Below are 14,904 nucleotides of genomic sequence, written 5' to 3'. Positions count from 1 at the left end.
ACCCCATCAGAGGGTGACCTATTTATTTTGGGAGACGCACAGTGACCTTAGCCTCAGGGACCCCTGCGGGTCGGTTGTCATTTCCCCGCCTCTTCGCCTTCTCGGCGGGCAGCATCCCGGCCTACCTGCTGCTGGGGATCATGGGCGTCTACCTGCCCAAGTTCTACGCCTCGCACCTGGGCATCAGCCTGCTGACGCTGGGCGCCACCATCGCCGCCATCCGGCTGTCCGACCTCGGGATCGACATCCTGCTGGGCATATTGATGGACAAGACCAAGACGCCGTTCGGCCGCTACCGGCCCTGGTACCTGCTCGGCCTGCCGGCCGCCATCCTGGCGATCTTCAAGGTGTTCAATCCGCCGCTCGACGCGGGCATCCCCTATCTGCTGCTTTGGTACACCCTGCTCTACGTGGCCTATTCCCTACTGGTGCTGGGGCACTCGGCCTGGGCCGGGACGATCAGCGGCGACTACGACGAGCGCTCGCGCATCTTCGGCTGGATGATGGGCCTAGGGTTCGCCGGCAGCGTCACGATCAACCTGCTGCCGTGGATCACCAACGACCGGATCAACCCCGCCAAGGCGGCCAGCATCCCGACCATCGGCTGGATCATCATCGGGGCCGCGGTGATCGTCATCCCCCTGGCGCTCCTGCTGGCGCCCGAGCGGGACGTGCCGGTGGCCAAAAAGGAACGCCTGACGCTCAAGGACTATGCGGCGGTGGTGACCACGCCCTCGATGCTGCGGCTGGTGCTGGCGGACCTCTTCCTGACGCTGGGCCCCGCCACGACGGCGCCGATCTACATCTTCTTCTTCCACGAGGCGAAGAAGTTCTCGCTGCACGAGGTGCCGATGCTCCTCATCCCCTACACCGCCGCCGGGGTCGTCGGCGCGCCGTTCTGGGGCTGGGTGGCGCAGAAGATCGGCAAGCACCGCGCCGTGCAGGTCGCCTGCGTCGCCTACGCCATCACCCAGACCATCCTGATGGCCATGCCGGCGGGCCAGTTCGCGGTCACCGCGGTCGGCATGGCTTCGGTGGGCTTCTGCGCCAGCGCCTTCATACTGCTGGTCCGCGCCATGGTCGCCGACGTGGCCGATCAGCTGCGGCTGGAGACCGGCCAGGAGCGTTCGGGCGTGCTCTTCGCCCTGGTCACCATGACCCAGAAGTTCGGCACCTCGATCACCATCTCGATCGTCTATCCGATCCTCGCCTACGTGGGATTCAATCCCAAGGACGGGGCGGTGAACACGCCCCACGCCATCTGGGGTCTGGAGATGTGCTACCTTTTCGCCCCCATCATCCTGGCGCTGATCGGCGGGGCCATGTTCTTCGGCTACTCGCTGACGGCGCAACGGCAGGGCGAGATCCGGGCCCAGCTCGACGCCCTCGCGGCGGCCGAGGCCGGCGGGGTCGCGGGCGTCGAGAGCATGGGGGGCGGCGTCGGGGAGCGGCCGGCGCCGGCCGAATAGCTCAGGCCAGCTTTCGCGCCATCTCGATGAACACCTGGGCCGCGGCGCTATCCGGCGCCGTGGCGACCAGCGGCGCGCCATCGTCGCCGGATTGCCGCAGGGCCACGTCGATCGCTACCTGGCCCAGCAGCGGCACGCCCAGCGCCTGGGCTTCCTTGGCCGCGCCGCCCTCGCCGAAGATCGGGATGCGGGCGCCGGTCGCCGGGTCGGCGAACCAGGCCATGTTCTCCACCACGCCCAGGATCGAGGCGCCGGTCTTGCGGAACATGGTGGCCGCCCGCCGGGCGTCGATCAGGGCGATCTCCTGCGGCGTCGAGACGATCACCACCCCGTCGAGCTGCAGCCGCTGGACGAGGGTCAACTGAATGTCGCCGGTGCCCGGCGGCAGGTCGACGATCAGCACGTCGAGCGGATCGTCCTTCGTCCCCCAGACGCTGCCCATCAGCGTCCTGAGCGCCGAAGACGCCATCGGCCCGCGCCAGATGTTGGCGGTCCCGTCCTCGACGATGAAGCCGATCGACATCACCTTCACGCCCCAGGCCACGAGCGGAATCAGCCGCTTTTCCTCATCGAACGTCGGCTCGTCCTTGATCCCCATCATGTGCGGCGCGGAGGGGCCGTAGATATCGGCGTCCAGCAGCCCGGCCTGCAGCCCCAGGTGGGCGAAGGCCGCGGCGAGGTTCACCGCCACCGTCGACTTGCCGACCCCGCCCTTGCCGCTGGCGATGGCGATCACCTTGCCGACGAAGGCCGGGCGCACGGCCTCGGCCATGGGCGAAAGCCGCGCCTGCGGATCCTCCTGCACCCGCGCGGTCGCGCGGCGCGGCGTGACCTTCAGCGACGGTCCGGCGGTCTCGGCGGTCAGCACCACCTGGGCGCCCGCCACGCCCGCGACAGCGGCCAGGGCGCGTTCGGCCGCGTCCCTCACCGGGGCGTAGAGCGCGGTGTCGGCGGCCGGGACTTCCAGCATGAAGGCCGCGCGCGCGCCGCGAATGGTAAGCCCCCGCACGAGCCCCGCCGCCGTCAGGCCACGGCCCGAGCGGGGGTCCTGGACGGCATCGAGCGCGGCCAGGATGGCGCCTCGATCGGGGGCGGTTTCTTCGCTCATGACGCCTTAAGCTTGCTTTGGTCCAGCTAGGGTCTCATATCCGGGGAGACAGCGCGGGTTTACACGCCTGCTGCGCCTGGATCGACCACAACAAAGCTTAAAGCAAAGACCGACCCGGCAGATGCCCTGGAACGACAACGCCAATCCCGGCCCTTGGGGCTCACCCCCTTCGGGCGACGACGGCGGGCGCAAAGACCCGCCCCCACGCCGCCCCGGCGGCAATGGCGGCGGCCGTGGGCCCCGGGGTCCCGGCCCTGACCTGGGCGCCGGCATGGACCAGCTCCGCGACCGCCTTCGCGGCCTCTTCGGCGGCGGACCGGGCGGCGGGGTCAGGCCCGGCGCCATCGCGGCGATCGCCGGCGCGGTCTTCGCGCTCTGGGCGCTTTCCGGAATCTACCAGGTGCAACCCAACGAAGAAGCGGTGGTCACCACCTTCGGGGCCTATTCGCGCTCCGAGGCGCCCGGCCTTCGCTACCACCTGCCGAGCCCCATCGAGCATGTGGAGAAGGTGCCGGTCACCTCGCTGAACCGCCTCGACATCGGCGGCAACGGCGCGGCCGACGGAGATGTGCCGCAGGAAAGCCTGATGCTGACCAGCGACGAAAACATCGTCGACCTGAACTTCAGCGTCACCTGGCGGATCAACGACGCCAGCCGCTATCTGTTCGCCACGCGCGCGCCGGAGGAGGCCGTCAAGGCGGTGGCCGAAAGCTCGATGCGCGAGATCATCGGCAAGACGCCGCTCGACCCCATCCTGACGGGCGGCAAGGGGCAGGTGCAGCTGCAGACCGCCGAACTGATGCAGAAGACGCTCGACCGCTGGGGCGCAGGCGTCAGCGTCGTTGAGGTGCAGATCCGGACAGCCAATCCGCCCCCCGAAGTCATCGCTGCGTTCCGCGACGTGACCAACGCCCAACAGGACGCCGCGTCGGCGGTCAACGAGGGCGACACCTACAAGAACCGGGTGGTCAACGAGGCGAAGGGCGACGCCGCCAAGATCATTCAGTCCGCCGAGGGCTACCGCGAGCAGTCCGTGCGCACCGCCACCGGCGACGCCGCGCGATTCAACTCGATCTACGGCGAGTACCGCCGGGCGCCTGAAGCCACCCGCCAGCGGCTCTATCTGGAAACCATGGAAAAGGTGCTGGCCCGTTCCAACAAGGTGATCGTCTCCGGCAAGGGCGTGACCGCCCCGGTGATCCTGCCGCCGGACGTCTTCCGGCCCAGGAACGCGCCCGCGGCCGCTGCCCCGCCGCCGGCCGACACCCAGGCCGCGCCCACCGCACCCGCGCGGGGAGCCGGCCAATGACCCGCAGCCCGCTGATCCTCTGGGCCATCCTGGCCTTCGCGGCCATCGTCATCCTGGCCAACAGCCTGTTCGTGGTCGAGCAACGCCAGCAGGCCATCGTGCTGCGCTTCGGCCAGCCGGTCCGGGTGATCCATGCGCCGGGCCAGCCCGGTGCGGGCCTGAACTTCAAGACGCCGTTCGTCGAGAACGTCATCAAGCTCGATCGACGGAACCTGGCCATGGAAGCCGCCCAGGAAGAGGTCATCGCCTCCGACGAACAGCGTCTGTTGGTCGACGCCTTCCTGCGCTACCGCATCTCGGACCCGCTGCAATACTACCGGACGCTTCGGAACGAGCAGATCGCCCAGGACCGGCTTGAGCGGCTGGTGAACTCGTCGCTGCGCCAGATTCTCGGCTCGGCGGCGCAGTCGGACATCATCTCCGGCCGTCGCGACCAGCTGATGCAACAGACCCGGCTGGACGTGGAAAGCCGGGCCAAGGCCTCGCGGCTCGGGATCGAGGTCATCGACCTGCGGATCAAGCGCGTCGACCTGCCGGCCCAGATCCAGCCGAACGTGTTCCGCAGCATGCAGACCCAGCGCCAGCAGATCGCCGCTCAGACCCGGGCCAAGGGCGAACAGCAGAAGCGTGAGATCATCGCGTCGGCCGACAAGGAAGTGGCGATCACGCTCGCCACCGCCCAGCAGACCGGCGAGACGACCAAGGGCCAGGGCGACGCCCAGCGCACCCGCATCTTCGCCGAAGCCTATGGCAAGGATCCGGCCTTCTCAGCCTTCTACCGCTCGATGCAGGCCTACGAGACGGGCCTCGCCCAAGGCGACACGACGCTGATCCTTTCGCCCGACAGCGCCTTCTTCAAATATTTCGAACAGGGCCCCGGCGGCGCCAGGCGCTGATGACGGCGGCCCTGGTTCGGCCGGACGCCCGGTACATGGCCTCGTTCGTCGAGGCCATGCGTGAGGGTTATTCCCGCGACACCCTGCGGCCCGAGACGCCGGAGACGATCGCCGCGGTCGCCGCCGACCCGGACGGGTTCCTGCGCCAGCTTGCCGACCCGCCCGCGACCATCGTCCTGCCTGACGGCGCGCTCGGCCAGCGGGCGCCCGAGACCCTGCTCTGGTACGTGGACGGCGATGAATTCCTGGGATCGGTCAGCGTGCGGCACGCCTTGAACGCCGCCCTGTCGCAGTGGGGTGGCCACATCGGCTATTCGGTGAGGCCCTCGGCCCAGGGACGGGGTTATGCCTCGGCCATGCTCGCCGGGATGCTGGACCATGTGCGGGCCAACCTGCCGCTCGATCGGGTGATGCTCACGGCCAACCTGAAGAACCCCGCCTCGATCCGGGTGATCGAGAAGAACGGCGGCGTGCTGCAGGACACCATCCCCCACCCCTGGGTCGAGGGCGACCGGGGCCGCCGCTACTGGATCGCGCTGCGCTGAGCTTCAAGCAGTTCCCGCACTTCGTGCAGGTCGCGGGCGATGCGTACGCAGAGGGTCTGCATCTCCTCCGTGGCGTGCAGCAGGTCCGGCACCATGATGGTCATCATGCCGGCCGCGTGGGCCGCACGGACGCCGCTATGGCTGTCTTCCAGGGCGAGGCAGTCCTCGGGCGCGACGCCCAGACGCCCGGCGGCTGTCAGGAACGGGTCGGGCGCGGGCTTGCCACGCGCGTAGTCGCCCTGCGCCACCAGGGCGTCGAAGCGGTCCAGCAGCCCGTGCTGGCCGAGGTGGTGCTGCACGGTCGGGTGCATCGAGGAGGTGGCGATCGCGCGCGGCAGCCCGAGCGCGTCGAGCGCGTCCAGGATCTCGACCACGCCCGCCTTCAGGCAGATCTCGGCGTCGGCGACAATGTGGAACCGGCGGGTCGCCTCGCGGCGGAAGCTCTCCGGCTCGAAGGTCGGCCCGTAGTGCGCCATCAGCATGGGGATGTTCGCCGCCCAGGGCAGGCCCACCAGCTTGAGGAACAGCGAGGACGGCATCTCCAGCCCGAGCTCGGCCGCCGTGGCGATCATGGCGTCGCGGTAGACGCTCTCGCTGTCGAAGAGCAGGCCGTCCATGTCGAAGACGACGGCGCGCACGGTGCGGGGGAGGCTCATGGCGCGGACTAAGCGGAGTCGCGCGCCGACGCAAAATCAACGCCGGCTTCAGTCTGTAACGAAGGCGTCCTCGGCGTAGCCCTGGAAGTAGAGCAGCGCCGTGAGGTCGGCATGATCCACCCGCGCGTCGGCCCGGGCGGCCACGACCGGCTTGGCGCGATAGGCGACGCCCAGGCCGGCCGCCTCGATCATCGCCAGGTCGTTGGCCCCGTCGCCGATCGCCAGCGTCGCCGAGAGCGGAAGCTGCCGGGCGGCGGCCTCTTCCTCCAGCGCCGTGAGCTTGGCCTCGCGGCCGAGGATCGGCTCACCGACCTCGCCGGTCAGCACGCCGTCGGCCTCCAACAGCGTGTTCCCGCGATGCGCCTGGAACAGCGCGGCCTGCGCCACCCGGCTGGTGAAGAACGAAAACCCGCCGGAGACCAGCACGCAGCGCGCGCCGTTCGCGGCCATGGTCCTGACCAGGGTCCGCGCGCCCGGATTGAGCCGCACGCGCTCGTCGTAGGCCTGCTGCAGGACGGTGACCGGCAGGCCCTTCAGCATCGCTACCCGCTCGCGTAGCGCGCTCTCGAAGGGGAGTTCCCCGCGCATGGCCCGCTCGGTGATCGCCGAGATCTCGGCCTTCAGCCCCGCGAAGTCGGCCAGTTCGTCCAGGCACTCGACGTTGATGATCGTGGAATCCATGTCGGCGACCAGCAGGCGCTTCTTGCGTCCTTCCAGCGGCTGCAGGCACCAGTCGAGCTGCTGATCGGCCATCGGGGCCTCCAGCGCCGCTCGCACGGCCAGGAGGTCGTCGGCCTCCAGGATCACGTCGCTCGCCGCGCCGTCGCCCGCCGAGAGCTTGCGAGATTCCTTGCCGCGCGCGCCGACGCTCGCGAACACTTCGCGTAGGTTGATCGAGAAGGCCCCGGCGTTGGGGGGCGCGACGAGGGTGAGCACAAGATCCATGGAGCCCCGCATCTGGCTGATCGCCGGACCCACGGCAAGCGGCAAGTCGGCGCTGGCGCTCCGGCTGGCGCGCGCCACCGGGGCCGAGATCGTCAATGCCGACTCCATGCAGCTCTACCGCGACCTGGCGATCCTCTCCGCCGCGCCGTCCGCTGAGGAGCGGGCCCGGACGCCGCACCACCTGTTCGGAACCGTCGACGCCGCCGACGGCTGGTCGGTCGGCCGCTGGCGCGAGGCGGCGGTGCAGGTGCTGGGCGAGATCGCCAGGCGCGATGGCCAGGCGATCCTGATCGGCGGCACCGGTCTCTATTTCCAGGCCTTGACCGTGGGCCTGGCGGAGATCCCGCCGGTCCCGACCGCGGTCCGCGCCCAGGCGACGGCCGAGTTCGACGCCCTGGGCGAGCCGGCGTTCCGGCAGCGCCTGGCCGGCGCCGACCCGACGGCGGAAACGCGCATCGAGAGCGGCGACCGCCAGCGGCTGATCCGCGCCTGGAGTGTCTGGGCGGCGAGCGGCGTCTCGCTCAGCGATCACCAGTCCCGGACCGAGCCGACGCTCGAGCCGCAGGCCTGGCGCGCCGTCGCCCTGGAGCCGCCCCGCGAGGCGCTCTACGCCCGCTGCGACGCCCGCCTGGAGGCGATGGTCGGGGCCGGCGTGCTGGACGAGGTCCGGGCGCTCATGGCCCGCGATCTCGACCCTGCCCTGCCGGCGATGAAGGCGGTCGGCGTCCGCGAATTCGCCGCCCACCTGCGGGGCGAAACCGCCCTCCCCCAGGCCCTGGCCGCCGCCCAGCAGCAAACTCGCAACTATGCCAAGCGCCAGACCACCTGGATGCGCGGCCGGATGGCCGATTGGCCACGGCTCACCGAAATCGACGCCGAAGCGCAGTGGAGGCAGTTTGTTGCGCTCAACCCCGGCTTGACGGCCTCCTGACGCCATGCGAAACGCCTGATCCTCCAATTCCGAGGAATTCTCGTGCGCAGCATTCTTGTACTCGTAAGGCGGCCCGCCGCGGACTGACATTGAGGTCAGCCCGTCAACGGTCGCTTGCACCAGGCCCCCCGCGGGCCTTTTTTAATGCCCCGAACCCCGAGCCAACCCATGACCGCCCACCAGACGACGATCGAAGCTGACACCATCACCCTCTCCGGGGCCGAGATGGTCGTGCGCGCGCTCATCGACCAGGGCGTGGATGTCCTGTTCGGCTATCCGGGCGGCGCGGTGCTGCCGATCTATGACGCGCTCTTCTCCGAGCCGCGGCTGAAGCACGTGCTCGTCCGCCACGAACAGGGCGCGACCCATGCGGCGGAGGGCTATGCGCGCTCCACCGGCAAGCCCGGCGTGGTGCTGGTCACCTCGGGGCCGGGCGCCACCAATGCGGTGACCGGCATCGTCGACGCCCTGATGGATTCCATCCCGCTGATCGTCATCACCGGCCAGGTCGCCACCCACCTGATCGGCACCGACGCCTTCCAGGAATGCGACACCATCGGCATCACCCGGCCCTGCACCAAGCACAACTACCTGGTGAAGGACGTCGCCGACCTGCCGCGCATCCTGCACGAAGCCTTCCATATCGCCACCTCCGGCCGCCCGGGCCCGGTGGTCATCGACATCCCCAAGGACGTGCAGTTCGCCAAGGGCGCCTACCAGGGCCCGGCCGAGGTCAAGCACGTCCACAACTACGCACCGCGCACCAAGGGCGACCCCGGCCGCATCGCCGAGGCCGCCGCCATGATCGCCAAGGCCCGCCGGCCGATCCTCTACACCGGCGGCGGGGTGATCAACGCCGGGCCCGAGGCCGCCAAGCTGCTGCGCGAGTTCGCCGCCCTGACCGGCGCGCCGGTCACCTCGACCCTGATGGGCCTGGGGGCCTTCCCGGCGTCGAGCCCGCAGTGGCTGGGCATGCTGGGGATGCACGGCGCCTTCGAGGCCAATCACGCCATGCACGACTGTGACGTCATGGTCTGCATCGGCGCGCGCTTCGACGACCGGGTGACCGGCCGCCTCGACGCCTTCTCGCCGGGCTCGCGGAAGATCCACATCGACATCGACGCCTCCTCGATCGGCAAGAACGTGCGCACCGACATCGGCATCGTCGGCGACGCCGGCAGCGTGCTCGCCGACCTGATCGCCGTCTGGAAACAGAAGGAGCTCAAGACCAGCAAGACCGCGCTCGCCGACTGGTGGAAGCAGATCGACGTCTGGCGCGCCCGCGACGGCTTCCGCTATGCGCCCGACGCCAAGCTGATCAAGCCGCAGTACGCCATCCAGCGGCTCTATGAACTGACCCGCGGCGAGGACGTCTACATCACCACCGAGGTCGGCCAGCATCAGATGTGGGCGGCGCAGTTCTTCCACTTCGACGAGCCCAACCGCTGGATGACCTCCGGCGGGCTCGGCACCATGGGCTATGGCCTGCCCGCCGCCGTGGGCGTCCAGATGGCCCACCCGAACGCGCTGGTCATCGACATCGCCGGCGACGCCAGCGTGCAGATGACCATGCAGGAGATGTCGACCGCGGTTCAGCACGAGCTGCCGATCAAGATCTTCATCCTCAACAACGAGTACATGGGGATGGTCCGCCAATGGCAGCAGCTGCTGCACGGCGAGCGCTATTCGCACTCCTATTCGGCCAGCCTGCCCGACTTCGTGAAGCTCGCCGAGGCCTACGGCGGCGTCGGCCTGCGCGCCGAGCACCCCGACGAACTCGACGACAAGATCCGCGAGATGATCGCGGTGAGGAAGCCGGTGATCTTCGACTGCCGGGTCACCAAGGAAGAGAACTGCTTCCCGATGATCGTCTCCGGCAAGGCGCACAACGAGATGACGCTCGCCGACGAGGCGGGCGACCTGGGCGCCCTGGTCAGCGAGGCGGGCAAGCGGCTAGTCTAGCGCGACGTTATTTATACACAATCCATCCACACTTATACACAATTTATACCCAGAAATTCGGGGAAACATCCACGAATTCAGAAAAGGTGTGGATATTCGAGCGTCGTCATCCGAACGCAGTTGACGCGTCAAGACTTCAAGGCGTAGCAGCGATGCGTGGAACCGACTGTTCAATCAGCACTCAATGATCGCTTGCAGGTGGTGGATGAATTCATCTATCGCCTGGAACGTGGTCTGCAGATCCTATCGTTGGAACGGACTGCACTAGTAGAAGCTCTTGAAGCGTCAAGAACTGCCGACAAGCGCAGGGGCGAACTCCCAGACCTCTCCCTGGAAGAGGCTCTCGCGTCGATCGGCGTTCCCTTTCCCAAGGCGCGAAGGGAACCCTCGTTGCCGGAAAAAATAGTCGAGGTGCTAGCGGTTGCCCACAAAGCGGGCGATGCGGCCCTCTCGCCTAAGGAGATCGCGTCCAGAATTCGCGCACGATGGGGCAGCGCTGCGCCTCATTCGAGCGTGGGTCCCGTGACTTGGCGACTGGCCCAAGCGGGAAAGCTGTTCGGCGAGTCAGGCCTCTATCGGCTCAACGCGGACTCCGGTCGGAGCGAGCCGCATGACTAGAAGGAACAACCAAGACAGCCTTCATGTCGAGGTCGGCCCTTTGAAAGCCACGGGCGTTGGCTGGGGAATAGTTGCGCTTGCTGGGATCATTTTGGTTCTAGTGGTTCTGGCCACCGGAGTTGCTGCGTTCAGTCCGAATTTGTTTGATTGGCTGAGACGCTAGAATAGATCGTCATACCTCCTCCGGGATGGAATGCGGTTCGAAGAACTCCCAGACCACCGACACCGCTACTTGGCGCCCAGCCTGATCATCACCTCGCGGGGGATGTCGAACTGGGCGACGATCGCGGCGCGGTCGCGCAGGCCCAGCACCTCGCGCTGGACGAGGAAGCACCAGACCGCATCGGCCGCGGCCTTCAGGACCTGGGCGCGGCCCTCGCCCTCGTGAGCCCGGAGCGCGGCCAGGGCGGCCTCAGCCTTGCGGCCCATGCGGCCGAGGGCTGCGGCCTGTTCCTCGACGATCTCATGGCGCAGCGCAGCGTCGGCGGACTCGCCGTTTAGCTGCTTGACGAAACCCTGGGGCATGCGGAGCGAGGACATCGACGCCCATGTTGGCGCCCTCCCTGCCCCGCGCAAGCCCAGCCTCAGCCGTTATAGAAGAACCGCTCCTCGGCGATCTTGCCGCCCTTCAGCGTGTAGACCGCCATCTCGTCCATGGTCATCCGCGCACCGCCGGTCGGCGTTACGTCCATCTTGAAGCGCACCACGAACTGGTCGCCGTTGACGTAGGGCCCTTCGACCTCGACGCCGTGGATCTCGTGGTTGTTGGCCCACCACTCGCCCTTGCCGCGGGCCGCGTCGATGCCGCGGCTGACCGGATCGCCGCCGCCGGGCGCGCCGGCCTCGACGCTGACCACGTCGTCAGCCCAGTACTTCTCGCCGCTCTCGGCGAATTTGCCTTCCTTGCAGAGGGCGACGAGGTCGTTGGCGATGTCTTGGGTGGTCATGATGATCTTCCTTCTGCAACCCGTCCCGACCTTCACGGTCAGGCTCCTGTCTGAGACGCGGGAGCCGGCGGGAAATCGACACGCGGCGTCGCGGCAACCTCCGGACCTTAGACCCGCGTGGTGACAACGTGCTGGCAGCAGGGCGCAGCTTTCACTTGCCGCCCGCAGCGCCAGCCCGCAGCATCGCGCCGGGCTCCGGATCGGGCCAGCTCCTGGAATCCAGGGGTCGCAGCGTGAGGGGATAGGCGCCGATGAGTCGCGGAGAGCGGGGACCGAAGTTCCCCATTGAACGTCTTCTCGAGTCCTGGATGTTCAACTCGCGGTGGATCCTGGCGCCGTTCTACGTCGGCCTGGCGCTTTCGCTCCTGCTGCTCCTGTTCCGGTTCGGCTACGAGCTGGTGGAGAGCTTTTCCTCGGTGCTCCAGTCCACCACCGAAGAGATCACCCTCGCCGTGCTCTCGTTGATCGACATCTCGCTGGCCGCGAACCTCGTGCTGATCATCGTCTTCTCGGGCTACGAGAACTTCGTCTCCAAGATCGACACCGGCGACAGCGAAGACCGCCCGAGCTGGATGGGGACGCTCGATTTCTCAGGCCTCAAGATGAAGCTGATCGGCTCGATCGTGGCGATTTCCGCCATATCGCTGCTGCGCGCCTTCATGACGCTGCTGGACGCCGAGACGGCCGTGGACGAAACCCGCCTGCGCTGGCTGGTGGTCCTGCATCTGACGTTTGTGGTTTCGGGCGTGCTTTTTGCGCTAATGGACTGGGTGGGCGCCCGGGCCCACGCGCCGCACGCCGCGGGCGCGAAACATGAGTCCGCCTGACATGACCGACACCCAGCCCGCCTCCGTCTACGACCTCGCCCATGCCGACGAGGCCGAGAGCTTGGCGACCTTCGCGGTGCTGGTGGACAACGAGCCGGGCGTGCTGCACCGCCTGGTCGGGCTCTTCGCGGCGCGCGGCTACAATATCGAGAGCCTCACCGTCGCCGAGACCGACCGCAAGGCCCACACCAGCCGCGTGACCATCGTCACCCGCGGCACGCTGCAGGTGCTGTCGCAGATCGAGGCCCAGCTCACCAAGATGGTCTCCACCCGCCACGTGCAGGACGTGACGCGGGACCCCAACGGCCTGGAGCGCGAGCTGGCGTTGGTGAAGGTCAAGGGGACGGGCCCCGACCGGGTCGAGGCCCTGCGGGTCGCCGACATCTTCCGCGCCAAGGTGATCGACACCACTCACGAGAGCTTCGTCTTCGAGCTCACCGGCGCGCCGTCCAAGATCGACAAGTTCACCGACCTGATGCGGCCCCTGGGGCTGGTCGAGGTCTCGCGGACCGGCGTGCTCTCCATTCAGCGCGGCGTCGAGGTGCTCTGAGCGGGAACCGCCAGGGCTGCTGGAGGGCTTTCCAGACCGTGCGCTCCCTCATCCTCGCCGCCCTCCTGATCGCCGCCGCCGCGGCTCCGGCCGAGGCGCAGATCTTCCGCCGCGCCCCGCCCTCGCCCCCGGTCACCAGGCCGCCGCCGGGCGCCTCGCCGGCCGAGGCGGAGATCTGGCCCTTCCCGCCGCCCGACCCGAAGGCCTGGTGGGACGACAAGCGCCCGGTCGCCCCGGAAGCCGCCGACCCGCTGGGCGGACGCCGGATGGCGGGCGGCGCACACGCGATCCCGGTCGACAGCGGCGTCGATCCCTCGACCTACCGGCTCTGGGGCCTCAGCCCCCTCCAATGGCAACTGCCGCGCGGCGACGAGATGGTGCTGGAGGTCTGGGTCAGGCCGGCCCGCAGCGTGCGCCAGAGCGTCGTCAGGATCATCGTGCGGCGGGACGGCAAGGCCTTCGTCCAGGCCCGCGCGGGCCTCGCCTGCTGCGAGGCCGGCATCGCGCGGCGGATGGGCTTCGACGCCGAGCTGCCACCCGGCCAGGCCCAGGCCTTCCAGGCGCTGAAGGGGCTCCCCCTCTGGTCCGCGCCGCGCGACGTGCGGGTGAGCCAGGGGCCGGATCTCGCCGAGGATGTCTGCGTGGACGGCACGGACTATGACCTGACCCTGATGGTCCCCGGCCGGGCCCGCTCGCTGCGGCGCTCCTGCGACACCGCCGCCATCGGGGAGGCGGCCGATGTCCTGGAGCCGGTGCTGCGCGCGGCCCTGGGCCACGATGGGCGCTTCGACGTGATCTTCCCGGGCGGCGCCAGCTTCGCCGGCGCCCGCGACGCCTACCGCGACCTCACGGCCCATGGCGGGTCGCTGAAGCCGGACCCCCACGCCCGGCGCCAGCCGCCGGGCGTGGCGCCGGACGCGGGGGCCTGAGGGCTCAGGCCGCCAGCAGCTCCTGCCGTTGTGTCTCGGCCAGGGCGAGGGCCAGGGCTGCGGTCCGGCGCGCATTGCGGATCGCACGGGCCCGGACCGCCAGGTACTGGATCGCGAAGAGGCCGATCTTCGAAGCCGCCGGGAAGATGGCTATGAACAGGCTCCAGACCGCCAGCGACGTGGCGAGCGCGAAGACCGCGTTCAGGGCGGCGGTGACGAACATCAGGCCGGCCCAGACATAGCCCCAGCCGATCATCACCTCGTCCGACAGATGCTCGCGGCCGGCAGGCGGCAGGTAGGGGAGCATCCAGCCGCGCTCCAGCATGGCCGCGCCGACCAGCAGATAGATGACGCTGGGCTTGGCCATCATGAACCGCGGGTCCTTGGTTAATAGCGTCGCTCCGCCGGTGACCACCACCAGGCCCAGGCTCATCCACTGCATGGCGTTCACATGCTGGCCGCGCAGCCGCAGATAGAGGACCCGCGCCGCGCCGGCGGCGATGGCGACCCCGGTGGCCAGCAGCACGTTGTGCGTGACCGCGCTCAGAACCACGAAGACCAGGGTGGAAATCAGGTCCAGCGCCAGGGGACGCGCCGCGAAAAGCAGATTTTTCATAAGGTTACCTCAGGCTTACATCGGGTGAGAATTCGATGTCCCAAGGCTAGCGGCGGGCCGCCCCGACCGCCTAACCCGCTCACGAACCGCAGATGGCGATTGGCGGAAAACAGCCTGCCATTCGCGCTTCGCGAACAGACGGTCCTTCAGTTTTTAACCCCCGGGGCCTATATTGGCCGGGTCAGGGCTTGCTCTGACTATGGAGATAAACGCGCACGTAATAAGCGGACTGGACCCGGGTGCGATTCCCGGCGGCTCCACCAATCTTCCCGGGTTATCGCCGGACAGTGCGGGGCCGATCAGCATCGACAGACGTCTAAAGGTGTTGCTTTCTCTCGGCCTGACCCACCGTTCCGGGTTTTAAACTAACTGCGAACGATAACTTCGCTGGAGAAGTCCGCCTGGCCGCGTAAGCGGTTCGACGGTTCTCAATCTAAGTCCTAGGGGTTCAGATCCTTAGGCGGGGCCCGGGAGGCGCCTGCCAACAGAAGCCTCCCACCTAACGCCCTGCCGGCGCCTCCCTTCTTATCGGCAAAAGGGCGAGGCGCCTGCCAACAGAAGCCTCCCACCTAACGCCCTGCCGGCGCCTCCCTTCT

Annotated in this window: 15 protein-coding genes and 1 other RNA gene; 10 read left to right on the top strand and 6 right to left on the bottom strand. The window is 68.4% G+C overall.

The features are described 5' to 3' along the window. Nucleotides 1-74 precede the first annotated feature (74 nt). The gene (locus ACESMY_RS12215; RefSeq protein ID WP_372784860.1) at nt 75-1,469 is read left to right on the top strand and encodes an MFS transporter; all 1,395 of its coding nucleotides are present in this window, start codon (nt 75-77) and stop codon (nt 1,467-1,469) included. A gap of 1 nt (nt 1,470) precedes the next feature. On the opposite strand, the gene ACESMY_RS12210 is transcribed toward ACESMY_RS12215, so the two are convergent. Next, the gene (locus ACESMY_RS12210; protein WP_372784859.1) at nt 1,471-2,577 is read right to left on the bottom strand and encodes a P-loop NTPase; all 1,107 of its coding nucleotides are present in this window, start codon (nt 2,575-2,577) and stop codon (nt 1,471-1,473) included. Nucleotides 2,578-2,848: 271 nt separating this feature from the next. Between ACESMY_RS12210 and hflK the strand changes: the two genes are divergently transcribed. From hflK to ACESMY_RS12195, 3 genes are read left to right on the top strand one after another with little or no spacing between them, the layout of a single operon-like run. After that, nucleotides 2,849-3,886, top strand: a complete 1,038-nt coding sequence (gene hflK / locus ACESMY_RS12205) for an FtsH protease activity modulator HflK (RefSeq protein WP_372784858.1) — start codon at nt 2,849-2,851, stop codon at nt 3,884-3,886. Beyond that, nucleotides 3,883-4,782 carry a protease modulator HflC gene (gene hflC / locus ACESMY_RS12200; RefSeq protein ID WP_372784857.1) on the top strand — a complete coding sequence of 300 codons (900 nt, stop codon included), beginning with the start codon at nt 3,883-3,885 and terminating at the stop codon, nt 4,780-4,782. The genes hflK and hflC overlap by 4 nt, the downstream gene beginning before the upstream one ends. After that, nucleotides 4,782-5,327, top strand: a complete 546-nt coding sequence (locus ACESMY_RS12195) for a GNAT family N-acetyltransferase (RefSeq protein WP_372784856.1) — start codon at nt 4,782-4,784, stop codon at nt 5,325-5,327. Before hflC ends, ACESMY_RS12195 begins: the two co-directional genes overlap by 1 nt. On the opposite strand, the gene ACESMY_RS12190 is transcribed toward ACESMY_RS12195, so the two are convergent. After that, complete coding sequence (locus tag ACESMY_RS12190) at nt 5,306-5,983, bottom strand: HAD family hydrolase (protein WP_372784855.1); 678 nt, start codon at nt 5,981-5,983, stop codon at nt 5,306-5,308. The two genes, ACESMY_RS12195 and ACESMY_RS12190, sit on opposite strands and share 22 nt — an antisense overlap. Before the next feature lie 48 nt (nt 5,984-6,031). Next, nucleotides 6,032-6,928 (bottom strand): phosphoserine phosphatase SerB, encoded by an 897-nt coding sequence (gene serB / locus ACESMY_RS12185; protein WP_372784854.1) that lies wholly within the window; start codon nt 6,926-6,928, stop codon nt 6,032-6,034. Between serB and miaA the strand changes: the two genes are divergently transcribed. Together miaA and ACESMY_RS12175 are read left to right on the top strand one after the other, a co-directional pair. Beyond that, nucleotides 6,927-7,859, top strand: a complete 933-nt coding sequence (miaA, locus tag ACESMY_RS12180; protein ID WP_372784994.1) for a tRNA (adenosine(37)-N6)-dimethylallyltransferase MiaA — start codon at nt 6,927-6,929, stop codon at nt 7,857-7,859. The two genes, serB and miaA, sit on opposite strands and share 2 nt — an antisense overlap. Nucleotides 7,860-8,027: 168 nt before the next feature. Next, the gene (locus tag ACESMY_RS12175; protein ID WP_372784853.1) at nt 8,028-9,821 is read left to right on the top strand and encodes an acetolactate synthase 3 large subunit; all 1,794 of its coding nucleotides are present in this window, start codon (nt 8,028-8,030) and stop codon (nt 9,819-9,821) included. 846 nt (nt 9,822-10,667) lie between these two features. Here ACESMY_RS12175 and ACESMY_RS12170 read toward each other — a convergent pair. Both ACESMY_RS12170 and ACESMY_RS12165 read right to left on the bottom strand, forming a co-directional pair. Continuing rightward, entirely contained in the window at nt 10,668-10,979 is a 312-nt protein-coding gene (locus tag ACESMY_RS12170; RefSeq protein ID WP_372784852.1) for a DUF6665 family protein, read from the bottom strand. A 44-nt stretch (nt 10,980-11,023) separates the two neighbouring features. Further along, a complete protein-coding gene (locus ACESMY_RS12165) occupies nt 11,024-11,386 on the bottom strand; it encodes a SnoaL-like domain-containing protein (RefSeq protein WP_372784851.1) in 363 nt (120 codons plus the stop codon). 251 nt (nt 11,387-11,637) lie between these two features. On the opposite strand from ACESMY_RS12165, the gene ACESMY_RS12160 reads away from it, so the two are divergent. The 3 genes from ACESMY_RS12160 to ACESMY_RS12150 are packed head-to-tail and all read left to right on the top strand — an operon-like array spanning nt 11,638 to nt 13,692. Further along, complete coding sequence (locus ACESMY_RS12160) at nt 11,638-12,213, top strand: TIGR00645 family protein (RefSeq protein ID WP_372784850.1); 576 nt, start codon at nt 11,638-11,640, stop codon at nt 12,211-12,213. A 1-nt stretch (nt 12,214) separates the two neighbouring features. After that, nucleotides 12,215-12,763, top strand: coding sequence for an acetolactate synthase small subunit (gene ilvN / locus ACESMY_RS12155; protein ID WP_372784993.1), 549 nt, complete (start codon nt 12,215-12,217; stop codon nt 12,761-12,763). A 38-nt stretch (nt 12,764-12,801) separates the two neighbouring features. Next, entirely contained in the window at nt 12,802-13,692 is an 891-nt protein-coding gene (locus tag ACESMY_RS12150; protein WP_372784849.1) for a hypothetical protein, read from the top strand. A 4-nt stretch (nt 13,693-13,696) separates the two neighbouring features. Here the strand turns inward: ACESMY_RS12150 and ACESMY_RS12145 are convergent, their stop codons facing one another. Next, nucleotides 13,697-14,308 carry an inner membrane-spanning protein YciB gene (locus ACESMY_RS12145; protein ID WP_372784848.1) on the bottom strand — a complete coding sequence of 204 codons (612 nt, stop codon included), beginning with the start codon at nt 14,306-14,308 and terminating at the stop codon, nt 13,697-13,699. Between the two features lie 141 nt (nt 14,309-14,449). Here ACESMY_RS12145 and ssrA point away from each other — a divergent pair. Then, nucleotides 14,450-14,808: a transfer-messenger RNA gene (gene ssrA / locus ACESMY_RS12140) on the top strand. Nucleotides 14,809-14,904: the final 96 nt, after the last annotated feature.

Source organism: Phenylobacterium sp. (assembly GCF_041691455.1).
Lineage (GTDB): Bacteria > Pseudomonadota > Alphaproteobacteria > Caulobacterales > Caulobacteraceae > Phenylobacterium.
The sequence above is the reverse complement of the archived record's forward strand: the minus strand, read 5'-3'. Positions and strand labels throughout refer to the sequence as shown.

What these genes read in the sequence shown, in the direction of transcription:
- ACESMY_RS12210 (WP_372784859.1), bottom strand. Translation starts at nt 2,577, where the DNA reads ATGAGCGAAGAAACCGCCCCCGATCGAGGCGCCATCCTGGCCGCGCTC.
- hflK (WP_372784858.1), top strand. Translation starts at nt 2,849, where the DNA reads ATGGACCAGCTCCGCGACCGCCTTCGCGGCCTCTTCGGCGGCGGACCG.
- hflC (WP_372784857.1), top strand. Translation starts at nt 3,883, where the DNA reads ATGACCCGCAGCCCGCTGATCCTCTGGGCCATCCTGGCCTTCGCGGCC.
- ACESMY_RS12195 (WP_372784856.1), top strand. Translation starts at nt 4,782, where the DNA reads ATGACGGCGGCCCTGGTTCGGCCGGACGCCCGGTACATGGCCTCGTTC.
- ACESMY_RS12190 (WP_372784855.1), bottom strand. Translation starts at nt 5,983, where the DNA reads ATGAGCCTCCCCCGCACCGTGCGCGCCGTCGTCTTCGACATGGACGGC.
- miaA (WP_372784994.1), top strand. Translation starts at nt 6,927, where the DNA reads ATGGAGCCCCGCATCTGGCTGATCGCCGGACCCACGGCAAGCGGCAAG.
- serB (WP_372784854.1), bottom strand. Translation starts at nt 6,928, where the DNA reads ATGGATCTTGTGCTCACCCTCGTCGCGCCCCCCAACGCCGGGGCCTTC.
- ACESMY_RS12175 (WP_372784853.1), top strand. Translation starts at nt 8,028, where the DNA reads ATGACCGCCCACCAGACGACGATCGAAGCTGACACCATCACCCTCTCC.
- ACESMY_RS12170 (WP_372784852.1), bottom strand. Translation starts at nt 10,979, where the DNA reads ATGTCCTCGCTCCGCATGCCCCAGGGTTTCGTCAAGCAGCTAAACGGC.
- ACESMY_RS12165 (WP_372784851.1), bottom strand. Translation starts at nt 11,386, where the DNA reads ATGACCACCCAAGACATCGCCAACGACCTCGTCGCCCTCTGCAAGGAA.
- ACESMY_RS12160 (WP_372784850.1), top strand. Translation starts at nt 11,638, where the DNA reads ATGAGTCGCGGAGAGCGGGGACCGAAGTTCCCCATTGAACGTCTTCTC.
- ilvN (WP_372784993.1), top strand. Translation starts at nt 12,215, where the DNA reads ATGACCGACACCCAGCCCGCCTCCGTCTACGACCTCGCCCATGCCGAC.
- ACESMY_RS12145 (WP_372784848.1), bottom strand. Translation starts at nt 14,308, where the DNA reads ATGAAAAATCTGCTTTTCGCGGCGCGTCCCCTGGCGCTGGACCTGATT.